Annotated in this window: 14 protein-coding genes and 1 pseudogene; 5 read left to right on the top strand and 10 right to left on the bottom strand. The window is 68.9% G+C overall.

The window, feature by feature from the left end:
* Nucleotides 1-311: 311 nt before the first annotated feature.
* A complete protein-coding gene (locus IE272_RS38310; RefSeq protein ID WP_190010372.1) occupies nt 312-1,007 on the bottom strand; it encodes a hypothetical protein in 696 nt (231 codons plus the stop codon).
* Nucleotides 1,008-1,164: 157 nt separating this feature from the next.
* On the opposite strand from IE272_RS38310, the pseudogene IE272_RS38305 reads away from it, so the two are divergent.
* Nucleotides 1,165-1,824, top strand: a pseudogene (locus IE272_RS38305) (IS5 family transposase); the annotation flags it as partial.
* Here IE272_RS38305 and IE272_RS38300 read toward each other — a convergent pair.
* The 5 genes from IE272_RS38300 to IE272_RS39405 form a co-directional block, all read right to left on the bottom strand.
* Nucleotides 1,821-2,165, bottom strand: a complete 345-nt coding sequence (locus tag IE272_RS38300) for a DUF2750 domain-containing protein (protein WP_190010368.1) — start codon at nt 2,163-2,165, stop codon at nt 1,821-1,823. The pseudogene IE272_RS38305 and the gene IE272_RS38300 overlap by 4 nt on opposite strands.
* A 194-nt stretch (nt 2,166-2,359) precedes the next feature.
* On the bottom strand, nt 2,360-2,761 hold the full coding sequence (locus tag IE272_RS38295; RefSeq protein ID WP_069757290.1) for a DUF6009 family protein: 402 nt from the start codon (nt 2,759-2,761) through the stop codon (nt 2,360-2,362).
* On the bottom strand, nt 2,758-4,287 hold the full coding sequence (locus IE272_RS38290) for a DNA primase family protein (RefSeq protein ID WP_190010366.1): 1,530 nt from the start codon (nt 4,285-4,287) through the stop codon (nt 2,758-2,760). The genes IE272_RS38295 and IE272_RS38290 overlap by 4 nt, the downstream gene beginning before the upstream one ends.
* The gene (locus IE272_RS38285) at nt 4,284-5,396 is read right to left on the bottom strand and encodes a bifunctional DNA primase/polymerase (RefSeq protein ID WP_229898128.1); all 1,113 of its coding nucleotides are present in this window, start codon (nt 5,394-5,396) and stop codon (nt 4,284-4,286) included. Before IE272_RS38285 ends, IE272_RS38290 begins: the two co-directional genes overlap by 4 nt.
* Before the next feature lie 119 nt (nt 5,397-5,515).
* Nucleotides 5,516-6,283 carry a DinB/UmuC family translesion DNA polymerase gene (locus tag IE272_RS39405; RefSeq protein WP_373304243.1) on the bottom strand — a complete coding sequence of 256 codons (768 nt, stop codon included), beginning with the start codon at nt 6,281-6,283 and terminating at the stop codon, nt 5,516-5,518.
* Between the two features lie 16 nt (nt 6,284-6,299).
* Between IE272_RS39405 and IE272_RS38275 the strand changes: the two genes are divergently transcribed.
* The 4 genes from IE272_RS38275 (at nt 6,300) to IE272_RS38260 (ending at nt 8,350) form a co-directional block, all read left to right on the top strand.
* Nucleotides 6,300-6,485, top strand: a complete 186-nt coding sequence (locus IE272_RS38275) for a hypothetical protein (RefSeq protein ID WP_190010375.1) — start codon at nt 6,300-6,302, stop codon at nt 6,483-6,485.
* The gene (locus IE272_RS38270) at nt 6,482-6,712 is read left to right on the top strand and encodes an amidohydrolase family protein (RefSeq protein WP_190010364.1); all 231 of its coding nucleotides are present in this window, start codon (nt 6,482-6,484) and stop codon (nt 6,710-6,712) included. Before IE272_RS38275 ends, IE272_RS38270 begins: the two co-directional genes overlap by 4 nt.
* Nucleotides 6,713-7,459: 747 nt before the next feature.
* Nucleotides 7,460-7,780, top strand: a complete 321-nt coding sequence (locus tag IE272_RS38265; RefSeq protein WP_190010361.1) for an STAS domain-containing protein — start codon at nt 7,460-7,462, stop codon at nt 7,778-7,780.
* Between the two features lie 105 nt (nt 7,781-7,885).
* Nucleotides 7,886-8,350 (top strand): ATP-binding protein, encoded by a 465-nt coding sequence (locus IE272_RS38260; RefSeq protein WP_190010359.1) that lies wholly within the window; start codon nt 7,886-7,888, stop codon nt 8,348-8,350.
* Nucleotides 8,351-10,171: 1,821 nt separating this feature from the next.
* On the opposite strand, the gene IE272_RS38255 is transcribed toward IE272_RS38260, so the two are convergent.
* The 4 genes from IE272_RS38255 to IE272_RS39040 all read right to left on the bottom strand — a co-directional run.
* Complete coding sequence (locus IE272_RS38255) at nt 10,172-10,447, bottom strand: hypothetical protein (RefSeq protein ID WP_190010357.1); 276 nt, start codon at nt 10,445-10,447, stop codon at nt 10,172-10,174.
* Between the two features lie 414 nt (nt 10,448-10,861).
* Nucleotides 10,862-10,972, bottom strand: coding sequence for a S24 family peptidase (locus tag IE272_RS39045; RefSeq protein ID WP_229898126.1), 111 nt, complete (start codon nt 10,970-10,972; stop codon nt 10,862-10,864).
* 124 nt (nt 10,973-11,096) lie between these two features.
* Entirely contained in the window at nt 11,097-12,374 is a 1,278-nt protein-coding gene (locus IE272_RS38250) for a HEAT repeat domain-containing protein (protein ID WP_098893182.1), read from the bottom strand.
* Nucleotides 12,375-12,954: 580 nt separating this feature from the next.
* Nucleotides 12,955-14,228: DUF2637 domain-containing protein (locus tag IE272_RS39040; protein ID WP_229898124.1), on the bottom strand; the 1,274-nt coding region annotated here is incomplete at its 5' end.

Raw genomic sequence — 14,228 nt, 5'->3', positions numbered from 1 at the left:
GCCGCCAGCGCTGTTTCTCCACCGCTTGGAGCCGGGGCAATGTAGACGGAGACCTGGGTCGGCCTTCCACCGGTGTATCAGGCTTCAGCGAGGGAGTCGGCCACGTCGCGGAGGATGCTCAGAGCGATCCAGAAATCACCCTCGGCGCCCGCAACGGGCCGGGCGTCGGGCCAGACGATCACAACGTGGGGCGACTTCAGCTCGTGGAGCCCACCCCAGACCGAATCCGAGAGGGGTCCCACACCATGCGGGGTCCGAGCGCAGGGTCCAAGCGCAATGCCCCCTGCACCGCCGCGAAGAACGCCTCCTTGTCAGTCCGCCCGGCGGTGCGGAGAGTGAACACGGGTAGGCCCTGGCGAGCCGCCTCGTCGAGTACCCCGGCAATGTCCGCGCCGGAAACCTCGTGCAAGCCTCTCTCGATCACCATGCTCAGAACCGTACCGGTGCGTCCTCCCGGTCCGGATCGCTCCCCTGGGCAGCGGGACCTCGGTCCAGTACGAGCCGATCATGCCGATCCCGGCCGGGGTGCCGACGACGGCCTGGGCAGCGACCTGGACGTGCGACGGGTCGGCGGCGAGCTTGGCCATGTTCGGCTTCGGACGCAGCAGCGCGATCACCGTCTCGTTCACCGCCATCGGGTGGGAGGCCCCGGAAGAACTCGCGCCGCGTGCGGTGGAGCCCATCTCCATAGCCGGGCGGCGCAGCTCCCAGGAGGCGGCCTCCAAGCCCTTGGTGGTCAGGTTGCGCAGGGAGTCGCCGGTTTCGGTGGAGCTGCCGTTCTCGGACAGGCCGTGCTTGCGCAGGTCGGAGAGGGCGCCGAGGTGCGAGGCGGTGCGGGCCTGCTTCCGCTTCGACGGGGTCGGCTTGTCAGCGTGCCGGAAGCTCAGGTGCGGGGTGCTGATGCGCTGGATCTGATCGGCGGGTTCCGGGGGGCGGACGCCCTCCCCGGCCGGGCAACAGCCGGTCACGAGCAACGAGGGAGAGGGAGCAGGGCTGATGGCGGGCATGCGGAAGACCAACCCGGCAGGATCGACGAACAGCTACCGCAGCGACGTGCTGCGCGTGCTCGGAGCGCTGAAGGTGGCCACGGCAACAGCGGCTCGATCACCGCCCACAATTCGTCATCGACTTCCCATGGCTTCGGCCGAGCCACCCCGCAAATACCTGCCGCAGGAGATCGGCTTCGGCTCCGGCATGCCCCGCTGGCGCCGACTGGCCGAGTGGACCGAGGCTGAGGTGTGGCCGCGACTGCACGAGGCCCTCCTCGCCAGGCTCCGCAGCACGAACGCCCTGGACTTCTCCCGGGCGGCCGTCGACGGCTCCCACATCCGCGCGTTAAAGGGGGCTCCAAGGCGGGACGAAGCCCTGTTGACCGGGGCAGGACGGGCAGCAAGCATCACCTGATCACCGACGCCACCGTCATCCCGCTCGCCGCCACCCTGACCGGCGGCAACCGCAACGACGTCATCCAGCTGATCCCACTCCTCCAGGCCGTGCCGTCCGTGCGGGGCAAGCGTGGCCGGCCCTGGCGCCGCCCGGACCTGGTGCTGGGCGACCGCGGCTACGACCACGACAAATACCGCCGCCTGGTCTGGGACCTCGGCGTGAAGCCGGTGATCGCCCGGCGCGGCACCGAGCACGGCTCGGGACTGGGCACCCAACGCTGGGTTGTGGAGCGCGCATTCGCCCACCTGCACTGGTTCCGCCGCCTGCGGATCCGCTGGGAGATCCTTCGACGACATCCACGAAGCCTTCCTCACCCTCGGATGCGCACTCATCTGCTGGCGGCGATTGCGCGCTCTGGTGACCGATGCCGTGGGCTAGCGGGCTGCCGCTAGCCGGTTAAGGACTTCCCTGGAGGTGAAGCTCCAGCCGACCAGACGCGGCCCGCTCCAGTTGGTGCCGATCACGAGTCCATCCCTGGTGGCATCGGGCAGTACAAGATCACACCAGGTGTGCAAGGGCATGGAATCGACGCGGAGCCCACGCCCCCAGATCTTCGCCGCACTCTGAGCCCGGGGCGAGGTCGACCAGAAGGGCAAACTTCGCGTGCCGTCCGCGGAGAGGTGAGTCGGGCTTCCGTCGTCATCCCGGACAAGCCAGACCACTCTGTTTTCACGAACGTCTCGGAAGAATGCCGCAGCTTGCGAACCGCTCTGACTCATGGCCACCGAGCCTAGCGTTCCCCAAGACCCATTTCGTTAGGAGTTCTAAGTGGTCACGCTAAATCAGAACTCCAGCAGGGGCAGGTACGGGGGCTGAGCGGCGTCAGTCGGTGAGGGTGGCCTTGACCGTTTCCTCGGCCTGGTCGGCCCGGCCTCCGGCGGTGAGCCGCTCGTTGCCGACGGTACGGACGATGTCAGAGCGGGAGGGTTATGCCGAGTTCCTGCATGGCGCTGGAAGGCGGGCCGCCTTCGGAGCGCTCGGTCTTGAAGCCCTTGATGCCGGCTGCCAGGGTTCGGGGGTCAACGGCTTCAGCGGGGGCGCCGGTGGCGTAGAGGCCTTGGGGTTGGGTGTCGCGGTCGTGCGGGAGGAGCCAGAAGACCCTGCGGCGGAAGGTGCCCGAGGAGCGGGAGGCTTTGGCTCGGGGGCTCAGGAGGGCGTAGCCGATCATGCGGCCGTCGCGGTGGTAGGAGGGTTTCCCGCGGCGGGTGGGCAGCCGGTCCAGGCTCTGGCGGACGTAGTCGAGGTCGGTGGTCTCTTCGAGCCAGACGAGTTCGATCTCGTGGCTGATCTCGTCCTCGGTGATCAGGGAGCTCATGCGTTCGCCTGCCTCTCCTGCTCGGGGAGCAGTCCGATGCCCGGGTAGTACTTGCGCTGGTTGGACAGGATCATTTCCTTCGGGGAGGCCAGGCCGGCGAGTTCGCGGGCGCGGGCGGCGAAGGCGCGTGAGGTCATGGCTGGGGCTCCTTCTTCCTGGCACCAGGTGCGGTAGGCGGTGTAGAGACCGGTCTGTTCGGCCCTCAGTTCCGGGCCGAGGGTGCAGCACTCCTCGAAGAAGCGGCCGGTGTGGTCCTCGGTCTCGGCGTATGCGGTGGTGGCGATGCGGACGCGTTCGGGGCCGGTGAGGTTTTTGTCGCCGGCGAGGTAGCGGCGGGCGCCGTCGATGAGCCAGCCGAGGATGCCGGGGCCTTCTTCGGTGACGAGGATGTCGGCGAGGTTGTCGATCTTGCGGTCGTCGGAGACGACGCGGGTGAAGGGGATCAGGCGCATGCGGCGCCAGAAGGCGAATCCGCCGGTGCCGACCTCGGGTCGGTGGTTGCCCAGGAGCCAGAGCTTGTGGGTGGGTTGGAAGCTGAAGAAGTCCTGGCGCATGCGGCGGGCCTTGATGCGGTCTCCGCCGGTGAGGAGCTTGACTCGGGCCTCGTCGAACTTGTCCCCGTGCTTGACCTCGGAGCAGACGATGACGCGGCGCCCGTGGAGTTCGGCGAGGTCGGTGGGGTGCCCTTCGTAGGGGCGGGCCATGAGGAAGCCGGGTGGGGCGGCGTCCGCGTAGTCGCCGAGGAGTTTCATGAGGACGTCCAGGAGGACGGACTTGCCGTTCTTTCCTGAGCCGAAGAGGAAGGGCAGGACTTGTCCTCCGACGTCGCCGGTGACGGAGTAGCCGAGGAGGAGTTGGAGGAACTCGATCATCTCGGTGCCTTCGGCGTCGTCGCCGAAGGTGTCGGTGAGGAAGCGGTTCCATCGTGGGGTCGGGCTGGGGCGGGGGCCGACGGAGGTGGAGCGGGAGTGGAAGTCCTTGTTCGGGTCGGGGGTCTTCAGCAGGCCGGTGCGGAGGTCGACGATGCCGTCGGGGGTGCACAGGGCGTAGGCGTCGGCGTCGAGGCGTGCGGCGTTGAGGACCATGCCCGGGGCTGATTTGGCCTGGGTGAGCATGGCGTTCATGCCGGTGGTGGAGAGTGCTCGGCGGCGGTGCTGCTGGAGGGCCTGGGTGGTGTAGAGGCCGCGGGGGTCGTTCGAGGCGATGTTTTCGGCGAGGTCGCCGGCAGCCCAGACGACGGTGTCGTCCTCGTCGATCTGCCAGCGGGTGGTGTCCCACCTGTACCAGCCCATGCCGGGGACATGGCGGTAGTCGTTGGCGTAGAGCTTGACGAAGAGTTTGGCGTTTCCGCGGTCGGTGAGGGTGTCCGGCAGGAGCCCGTGCTGGGTCGCTTCCCCGGAGGTAGCCGCGACGGGGGGTGCTAGGGCTTGGGCGGGCAGCGGCAGGGGGGCTTGTTCTCGGATCTGTGCGGCGACGAGTTGCGGGTCGAAGTGGAAGAGCGTGTTGTCGTTGCCGGGGGATGTCATCGGCCGCTCCCGGGGTACAGGGGGCGCTTGAGCCCGGCGGCCATGCCGCTGCGGATGATCTGTTCAGCCCGGCGGTCCTGGCCCGGGCGGGCGGCGGCCGCCGTTTGCAGGAGGATGTCCTCGGCCTCTTTCTGGGAGAGACGGCTTGCGGCGACGAGGCCGCCGAGGGTGTAGGCGGCGCGGTTGAGGGTGTCGGAGAACCCGGCTCCTTCAGCGACTTGGCCGCAGGCTTCGACTGGTGCGAGCACGGAGGCGAGGATGTTGTGGGTGTGGTTGCGGCCGCCGCCCGCGGCGATGACGGCCTGCTGTGCTCTCGGGGGCACTGCGCGGGGGGCTGGAACGTCCAGGGCGGGGAGGTGGCTGGTGCGTTCGAGTTCCTGGGCCAGCCAGTCGGGGAGGACGGCTGGGCGCCGCGCAGTGCCCAGCGGTGTGTAGGTCCCGGCGGTCGTGGTGGTGCCGGGCGCGACGATGTAGCCGCCGTGGGCCCGGACATCTACCTGCCAGGCCAGAGCACGCCCTGGGCTGGAGCCGCTGGAACACTGCCAGCGGCGATTGTCGCCTGCCCGGTACCAGACGTGGAGCCCTCCGGAGGGTGTCCGCACGCGCAGTGTGTTCGCGTCCTCTGCCGGGCTGGGCATGTCGCGCAGGGCCGCGAGCACGGCGATGGTGTGGAAGCCGTTGGTGAGACCGGTGAGGTTGACCTGATCGCTGATGGGGATCCCCGGCAGGATCCTGTCGCGGCTGGGAGGCTTCGTCGCATGGGCGTCGATGTCGATCACGATGAGCCCTGCCGGGCCACATGCCACACCGGTACCGAACTGGGGGTTGCCACCCCACCAGCGGTCGATGCGACGCTGGTCCAGCGTCGCCGCGTGAAAACTGTGGCACCAGCGGCCCTCGGCGGGGCAGGTGCATCCCTCATGAGAGTGGCCAGGCTGCCGGCAGGATTCACAGTTCGCCGCGGGAGTCTTACGGCCAGGAGTCAGGGGGTGGACCGGCCACCCCTGACGGGCGCACCACCTCGCCGTAGCGAGTGGCACGTCAGCGACTGAAGGAAGCGAGCCTTCATCCCGTGAGTCGCTGGGGGAAATGCGCAGGTCAGCAGGCATGTGCACCCCCTCTTAGCGACCGAAGCGACTGAACAACAAACACACCTTAGCGAACTGGTGCCCGCAGCTGGCGCTGGCGTGACGGAAAGGGCGCGTCTCCAGCCAGTGAGCAATCGGGACTACCGCTGAACCAGCGACTGAACCAGCTGCACAGCGACCGGAGCCCTTGGTCGCTGCGCACGGCGTTCCCGAAAACAGCAGCTCAGAGGCACAACACTGCAGCAACAGCGACTGAAGCGACTGAAGCTCGCTATATATGACGCACACGCGCACACAGGAGGCCCTGATATATGCCTAAGTCCAGTCGCTTCAGTCGCTGTTCGCTCCACTACCCGCTTCTGAACTGCGGTTTCTCCCTCTAGTGACGGAGCGACCGAAGGAGCGCCCAGTCGCTCGGCTTGAGTCGCTGCCCAGTTCAGCGACTCAAGCGACTCACAACCCTGCACGCACCGGAACGTGCTGCCCCTCGGCTGGCCTGAGGTCAACGGTCCTCCGTGGTGTGGCTGCCAGGAACCGTTCTCCGCAGGGCGGATGCAGTCGGGCACGTGCGCGGTAGGGGCCCGGCGCTGGCGGACAAGGAGGTGTGGCGAAGGTTGCGCAGGGCGAGGTAACCCAGTCGGCGCAGGGTGCGGGTGGTTATCAGCGGTCCTGTTCGGGGGCGTTGTGCAACTCCAGGACGACGGGGTCGCGGTGCTGGGTGGCGGCGGTGACGCGGGTGGTGTGCTTTCGGGCAGGGTGCGGGTGGTCGTGGCTCCGTCGGCGTACCGGATGGTGATGGTGAGGCCGGCGGCGACCTGGGCGTCGGTGCGCAGTCGGGTGCCGAGCTGTCCGGCCAGGTGTAGGAGGGCCCGGCGGTGCTGGGCGGGGTCGAGCTCGTCGCTGGACACCGATCTGGTCGGGCGGTTGGAGTTGCGGCCGGACGCCGAGCGGATCGGACTGACGACCGCCCCGACCAGCACGGGCGGCCGGACCCTCACCGACGGCACCGCCGGAGCCCGCCTCCATCCCTACGCCGACCTCCAGCCCGCCGGCACCCGCTCGGCCGACCTCCGCCGCCTCGGCCACCGCTCCCCCGGGAGCGCCGGATGAGCACCACCACCGCGCAGCAGCTGCGGCACATCGTCCACCTGCGGTTCGAACTGCCCGACGCCGCCCGTCTGGAGGATCTGCGCGCGCTGCTGGAGCAGGTCACCCCGCAGGTCCAGCTCCTCGAACCCGACAGTGCCGTCCTCGACGTCACCGGCGCGCTCCGCTTCTGGAACCGCACCGCCGCCGAGATCGCCCGCCTCATCCAGCTCCGGACCTCGGCGCGGTGACGGCCCGCAGGAGTCCGGAGTGGAAGACGGTGTGCGCGCACCGGTCGCGCGAGTCCTCGAAGAACGCGAGGTCGACCAGCGGCCCGGCCCTCCCGGGCGTGAGAGCGCGCAGCAGCCGGTCCGGGGAACGCGAGCGGATGACCCCGCACGCGACGGCGCGTCAACCCGCCGCCGCCGGGCACCCGTGCCGAACGGGCCGCCAGGCCGGTGCACCCGAGCCGTCAGGCTCCCGCCCCGTCGTGCTTCGCTGCGCCCCGTTCAGCCACGACTGCGCTGAGCCCTCCGTACGGCGCTCCGCATCAATTCCTCTGCACGCCAGTGGGTTTGATGGTTTTGCCGGTGATTGCTTCCGTACCATCCTGGTATATGCTCATATGTTGCTGTTGAGATCGACGGGGTGCTGTTCCCGTACGGCGGGCCGTTGCCCGTCGGGCACACCGTGCACGACGTCGAATCGGCCGCCTGGCGGGAGTGGGCGGCGATGGTCTACCCGCGCGCGGCCTGCGCCTCGCCCTGGACCCGGCGGTCGGCCGGGCACTCGCGGACCTCCCCGCGGAGTCTTGGCTCTGGCACGTCGACAGTTCTGAAGCTGAACAGAGGTGCACAACTTCGGCTGCAGGCAGCCCAGACCCCCGCATCCTCGATCGAGCAGCGACGGAGGGAGGAATCCGTCACCGCGGCCCCCGGTTGGGCTGTAAAGCAGGGGCCTCTCGGTTCCAGCCCCTGGCCAGGCGTGATAATCGTTCGATGACGACCCACGAGTCCAGACCGTCCAGCACTCAGACGCTGCCGGTGATCGCGCCCTGCGGCGAGTTCGACATCGATAACCTCGCCCCGTTGGAAGCACAGATCGAGACGCTGATCGCGGCGCACTCCGGGCTGGTCCTTGACGCCAGCGGCATCACCTTCGCCGACTCGATGTTCCTGCGACTCATCCTCGCCACCCACCAGCGCACCGACCTGCGCATCGCCGCCCCCTCCCCCACCGTCGCCCGACTCGTGAGCGTCGTCGGCGCCGACACCTTCCTCCAGATCCACCCCACCCTCGAAGCCGCACGAATCCCCTGACCCGACCCGCACAATTTCGGCCTGTCTGAAACACACGGGACCGGGTAGACGGCAGGAGCTGATCGATCGCGGCTGGCCGCGACGCGTGTTGACGGGGGAACTTCCATGGAGCAGCTCACGATGACCAGGCAGGAAGCGGCTGTCACGGGCACTGTGCGGGGCAGCACCGGATACGACATGGCATCCGGCGAGATCGCGCACGCCCGCGCCTTTGTCAGAGACTTCCTGGACAACGCACAGTCACAGCACGGCCTGAGCGTCTCCGCCCGGGCGCTCGAGATCGCCCAACTCGTCGTCAGCGAACTGGCCACGAACGTCTGCAAGTACGCACCCGGCCCCTGCCTGCTGGACCTCGAGACCGACGGGGCTCTGCTGGACATCGTGATGTGGGACTCCGGCCCCGTCCTGCCCGCAGCCTCCCCCGCCGACCCGACCCGCATCGGCCGGCACGGCCTCGAACTCGTCCTCATGGTCTGCCAGAGCTTCGCGGTCCACCGCGAACCGGTCGGCAAACGCATCCGCGTCCAGATCCCCCTCCACGACAACACCGGCATCCCAAGCGCCTGGTAGAGCCAGACCGGTAGCGGTCAGACAGGACTCCCCTGAACGGGAAAAGCAGAGGCGGCATAGCCGACGTCTTCCCGCCGCGCCGTAGGCAATGCCCGCCCGGTGGTGCTGGACGGCGAGATCGTCGCGCTCGACGGCCGGGTCCACAGCGACTTGGAGCGGCTCCAGCAGCGCATAGGGCTCGCCAGTCCCCCGCCAGGGCGGTGTACAGGGCCGCGCGGGTGCCCGCGTACCTGATGCTCTTCGATGTCGTGCACCTCGGCGGCCGCCCGGTGACCGGCCTTCCGTACGCGGGGCGGCGAGGGCTCCTGGAAGGTCTGAGGCTGGCCGGTCCGGCCTGGTCGACGCCCGCGGCGATCGTCGGGCACGGCGGCGTCAGCCACCGCCGCCAACCTCGGCGTCGTCGCGGGCGTGGCGTACGTCAACGGGCCCCGGGGAACGGACGGATACCGCGGGCCGCCGTTGCTCAGCGCGTAGACCAGGCCGTCGGCGTACGCGACGGGTTCGAAGTCCCGCATGTACCTGGGGAGCGGGCGTGGGCGGCGAAGGTCAGCACCCTTGACCAACTGAAGACTGGACGCCAGCCGGGCTTCGTCGAGAGCTCCTGCAGCTGACGGGAGACCGCCTCTGCCTGCGCTCGATCTGGCCGGTGAGGTGAACTACTGAGCCGGTGTCCAGCGGGCCCTTCCGGGCGGGCCGCGTGGTCGAGGACTGCGCACATCCTGGCCGGTAGCCCGTGCGTGATCGCACCGCCGGGGTCCTGTGCGAGGACCCGCCCGGCCCCAGTGACGGCGGAGGCCACGGCCAGGAGCCGCGCCTGCTGATCCAGGGTGAGCCAGTCCGCGTCCGAGACCACGCACAGCACTGCGGCGAGCATGCTCTGCGTGACGGGGCCGATCCCGCCCGCGCCGTCGACGGCCAGGCCGTGCTCGTCCACGCGGTCGCATTCCCCCGGGTCCAGGGCTGCCGAGCCCGGCCAACCCGCGCCCCAACCACCTCCCGGGCGGGAGGCCGGCCGTCTCCTGGGCGTCCTTCAACGACCGGCCGACCGGACGCTGACCGTCCCCCGTACGCGACTCCGCGCACGTAGTACCGCCCACGCGTTCCACCTCTGCACCTTTGCGACACTCAGCATCCCGGCAGCGAACACCGGCTCTGACCTGGACAAAAGACCGACCCCGTGGAGCGGGAGAGTTCACCGGAACTTCACGGCAGATCCCGTACGGCAGGCATTTCAAGAGATGTCGTGCCCGCCCCGCGTAACCACCGGGGCCATGCAAATGCTGCGCGGCACCCAGCCACACGCACCTCACACGCCACGAAAACCGACAGCAGAAACATCTACTGCCGCAACGCGTACACCAACGTGCCGCTCCCCCACCCGTCGGCCAAAGTCGCCGCTCCCCGCGCCACTTCACCGACTCCTCGCCCCCGGGCACCCGCCGAGGGCTTCGTGCTTTCTGGAGGAGTCCACCGTGCCCACCTTCGAGCCACTCCCCCGCTTCACCGCCGACCTCCAGCACCTCACGCCGCCCAGCGCCGGAGCTTCCGCCGCGTCTTCCCGGACGCCTTCGTACCCGACCTGCGCACCGGCCGACCGTTTCGCCCCGGCCTACGAGTCAAGCGCGTACAGCGTGCCTCCGGCGTCTACGAGACCACCTGGTCCATGGGCTCCGGGCCCGCAGGACGCGCCACTTGGCAGTACGGGCCCGAGGCCTCCCCCGGCACACCACAGCTGCCTCGGTACCCACGACATCCTCACCAACATGTGATCCACCATCGTGGCGTTCGAGCCTGCGTGCAGGTCCACAGCCACGCGCCGCGTCACCGGCGCAGGGAGTATCGGAGCAGACGTCGGCGGGCTTCCTCCTCGGGCAACCTGAGACCTTGGCCAATCGCAGTTCCAGACCTCGCGTCAGCCTCAGCCCCGTACGCTGCCGCATCACCGACTTCTGCGATGACGTGCTCCAGCCGGTTGATCGCCCTTAGTGCAGCCAACGGCGCATCGCCCGCAAGCCTGTCGAGCGGCTGCTCGACCTGGTCCAGGAGCGCATCGAGCACGTCGGGAACCGGGACTGCGCGGGCTTCGACGTCGGCCATGTGCCGGGCCGAGTCGCCCTTGGGCCTGCTGGTGTCATAGAGGTACGGGGCGTGCTGGTCTACCTCCTCCCAGGTAAGCGGATAGCTGGTATCGCCTCGCAAGCCGCACGAGCACGCTCCGCGAAGGCTGGTGACCTGCGGCCTGCAAAGCTCGCCCGAGTAGATTCACCAGTCGTTGCTGGTCCGCCGAGATATGAAGGGGCTCTGCCAGTTAGCTCGCAGGCGGCAGCGGTCAGTGAATGCCGGGCATGACGCATCTCGCCAAATGAAGCGCGCAGTCACGCCGGGGCCGGTGTCCGGCCAGGCCCGTCCGGGTGGGCTGCGTGGTCCAAGGCTCGGTGCAAGCGGGCGAGGAGCCCGTACAGTATCGCGCTGCCGGGGTCCTGCACGAGGACCTGCGCGGCGGACGCCGTCTTAGCTGAGCTGCTTGAGGGTGGCTTTGTGGTCCAGGATCACGGCGACGATGTCGCCGTGATCGGCTGAGGCGATCTTCTCGACGGTGACGAGCCCCCTGACCACCCGCAAGCGAAGTACTCGCCGAATCTCGCAGGCATCGTCCTGGGAACCCCGCGACAAGGCTGCCTCAATGGCGTTGAGCCTGGCGCGGGTTCCCTCGTGAACTCGCAGTTCCGGGAGGATGGGACGCGGCCTACAGCGACTGGGTGCTGTCCGCGGGCTGCACGTATTCACACAGTGCGGCCGGGCTGTCCGGCAGACCGAGATCACGCAAGCAGTTCTCTACAGGTGTTTCGTACTGGTCCCAGGGCCCGCGCCGGGCCACGCACCGCAGGATGTTCTGGGTTCCCGCGTTGAGAGCGGCGAACGGAACGATCCCGGGCGGCGCTTCGCCGGAAAAGGCCCCTGCCAGTGCCGCGGTGACGGCTTCGGCGGCAATGGCTGTGTCCTTGCTGAGGGCGTCCACGATCAAGGGCAGGACGGGCTGCGATGCGTGGACGGCGAGTGGAGCGAGTGCACGGGCGGCGTACCCGCGAATGTTGCCCTCGTTGTAGACAGCTTCGGGCACGTCAGGCGCCGACGGGGGTGTGGTGATTGCCTGCGTCAGTTCTTCGATCACCCGAGCTATGAGTTCCTCGTCGCTGGCGTCAGGGCGGGAGCCGGTCGTCAGCAGGCGGGCGAGCCCGGTGGCGGCCCCCCACCGCACCAGTGGTTCTGGCACGGCGAGGTAAGGCTGCAGTCGGGGGAGCAGCGAGCGGTCACCGATAAGTCCTGCCGCCACCAGAGCGGTTGCTGTGGTCTGCGTGTGCTGTTCGCGGTCCAGACAGGCCATGAGATGGGGGATAGTGCGGGTGCCTTCTTCGGGGAACCAGGCGAGGAGATAGGCAGTGCGGACGCGTATTTCGGGGTCTGGGTCCTCCAGCAGCGTGTATAGGAGGTGTAGTTCAGTACGGACGGCGTCGTAGGACGGCAACGTGCTCGCGTGGGCGTCGGGCGTCCCACCCTCCAGGCAGAAGTCCCACGCCCCTTTGAGGATGCGTCGCCGCTCGGGATCATCCTCGGCGGCAAGCTGTTCCCCGTACCAGGCCGCCATCTTCTCCGGCGTGTTCTCAGCCGCAACGGTGCGCCAGGTGGCGGTGTCGATGCCTGCGGGCAGGGTGTACTCGTCGTGCCAGTCGACCGCTAGCCGGGTCAGCATTTCCAGCGCGGTGGGGCGTGCGTGCTGGGGGCCGCTTCTTGCGATGCGGGCGAAGAACGGTACGGCTGCCGCAGAAGAGGTGTAGCGGGATCCCTGATGGAAGATCGTGTTGAAGAGGTGGAGCCAGGCGTTCTTGCGGGAGACTTCGTCGTCGCAGCACACCAGGCGCAGTTGGCCGGGGACGTCGTGGGCACTGCCGTAGGCGTGGTGGAGGCGGGCCCAGTCGATGTCGCCGAGCCCGGCCAGCAGCCCGCCGTCATGTTCCTTGATCATGAGCGGAGCCTGTCATGCGCCACTGACATCCATCGAAGCCATCTGTCCAGGGGCGCTGCGCTATCCCTGCCGTCCGATGTCGCGCTCGGTGAAGGCGCTCAAGGAGCCGGCCGCGATGGTGGTGAGTTGGAATGGAACTCACCCCGCAGGACTCGGGACCGGGCTGAGTTCCAAGTCGGCGGCGTGGTGAGTGACGGTGATGTCTTGCCGGAGTTCCAACGAGCCGGGTGACCGATCCCGATGTCCGGCACCCGCAGCATCCTTGCCCACGTGACCCCGTCCCTCGCGCTGGCTGATGGCTCTTTCCTGCCCGATCCGGGTACCGCACACCGGGGAAGCAGGAGCGGCCAGATGGTCTGCAAGTTGGAAAACCGCAGGTCAGCTCGTTCCAACCCGGTTCCAGGTTTCCTGGCGGACTCCCGACAACGGTGCGCATCAAGGGCTCCGGGTGCGGCCGGGGCAGTGCCACCTGCTGGTGCTGGATACCGACCGGGGGCTCTAATCACCAAGGGAGACAGGTTGCTTCGCCGATGGCCGGACGTCCTGGAATCCTCCGGGCGCCAGGTGGAAGATGGGGTGCTCAACCGGCTACGGCGGCCTCCCGCTCGGCGCGCTTGATGTCGCCCAGGTACTTGCGCACCGTTCCAACGGTGTAGCCCGTGCCCTCGGCGAGCTCCGGGGCGAGGGAGTTGGCGGACCTGGAACGCTCCTCGGCGGGCAGCTCCCGGTAGCGGGCCGCCACCAGCTCCGCGCCTGTGAGAGGGGTTGGTTCCTGGTCCGGTGTCTCTTCCTGCTCGGGTTGTTCATCGTCGCGGTCGTTGGAGGGCGACGCCTGGTCGGGCTCCTCGCCGTCGGGGATCCGCACCTGCACAACGCGGCGCCCCTCCCCCGTCCGGTCCGCCGTCGCTCCGCCGGCCGCCGCAGCCGCTGGAACGCCGCTGGAATCGGGACGTGCGTCGGCGAGTGCAGTGTCTCCGGACGCTCCGTTCCAGGATTCCACGTCTTCCAACCGGTCCTGCGCCGCGTCCTCTGCCGGTGGCTTCGGGGCGGAGTTGAACCAGGTGCTGGTCCCGCTGGGCTGCCCGGGCAGCTCCTCGGCACGGGTCTCCGGTCCGTGGTTGGACCCTTCGGGCTCGGGTTCGGTGGAGCTTCCGTCTCCGCTCGGGGCCTGGTCCTGGCGGATGAACCTCTCGTGGTGCTCGGTCCAGAGCTCGTCGAGTATGGGGTCCAGCAGCGTCCCGGGCAGCGGCCTGCGGGTCGAGGGGTCGATGACGTTGTACTGGGCGAGGAAGAGCCCGAACTGCTCGGCGTCGGGGAAGTGCCCGTTCTGGGCTACGTAGCCTTCGGCAGCTGCGAGGTAGTCCACGTCCGGGAGAGCCGGTCCGGGCCTCGTCGGCGCGGCTTCCGGAACGCTGGTGGCAAGGCCGCTCGCCAACGCCTCGTGCCCGGCCCCAGCGGTCCGGGCCACTTCGGTACCCGGCTCCCCCGTCCGCTGATGCCCGATGGACAGCACAGGTGCCTCGCCCTCGGCGCCTACCCGTTCGACCGCGGTGAGGATGGGCTCCTCGATGCCTGCGGCGGCGAGGCCGGCGGGGGCGGTCTCGGCGAGCGGCACGCCGTACTTCGCCAGGCGCAGCGGCATCATCGACTCGATCGGGGCCTTGCGCCGCCAGTTGCGGCCGAAGCGGGCCTGGAGCCGGGCCTGGTAGATCAGCCGGTCCTGTTCGAGCTTGATGACCTGCTCGTAACTGCGCAGCTCCCACAGCTTCATCCGCCGCCACAGCTTGAACGTGGGTACGGGGGAGAGCAGCCAGCGGGTGAGGCGGACGCCCTCCATGTGCTTGTCGGCCGTGA

The sequence above is a fragment of the Streptomyces anulatus genome (assembly GCF_014650675.1).
GTDB classification, from domain to species: domain Bacteria; phylum Actinomycetota; class Actinomycetes; order Streptomycetales; family Streptomycetaceae; genus Streptomyces; species Streptomyces anulatus.
This window is presented reverse-complemented; position numbering and strand designations above follow the sequence as displayed.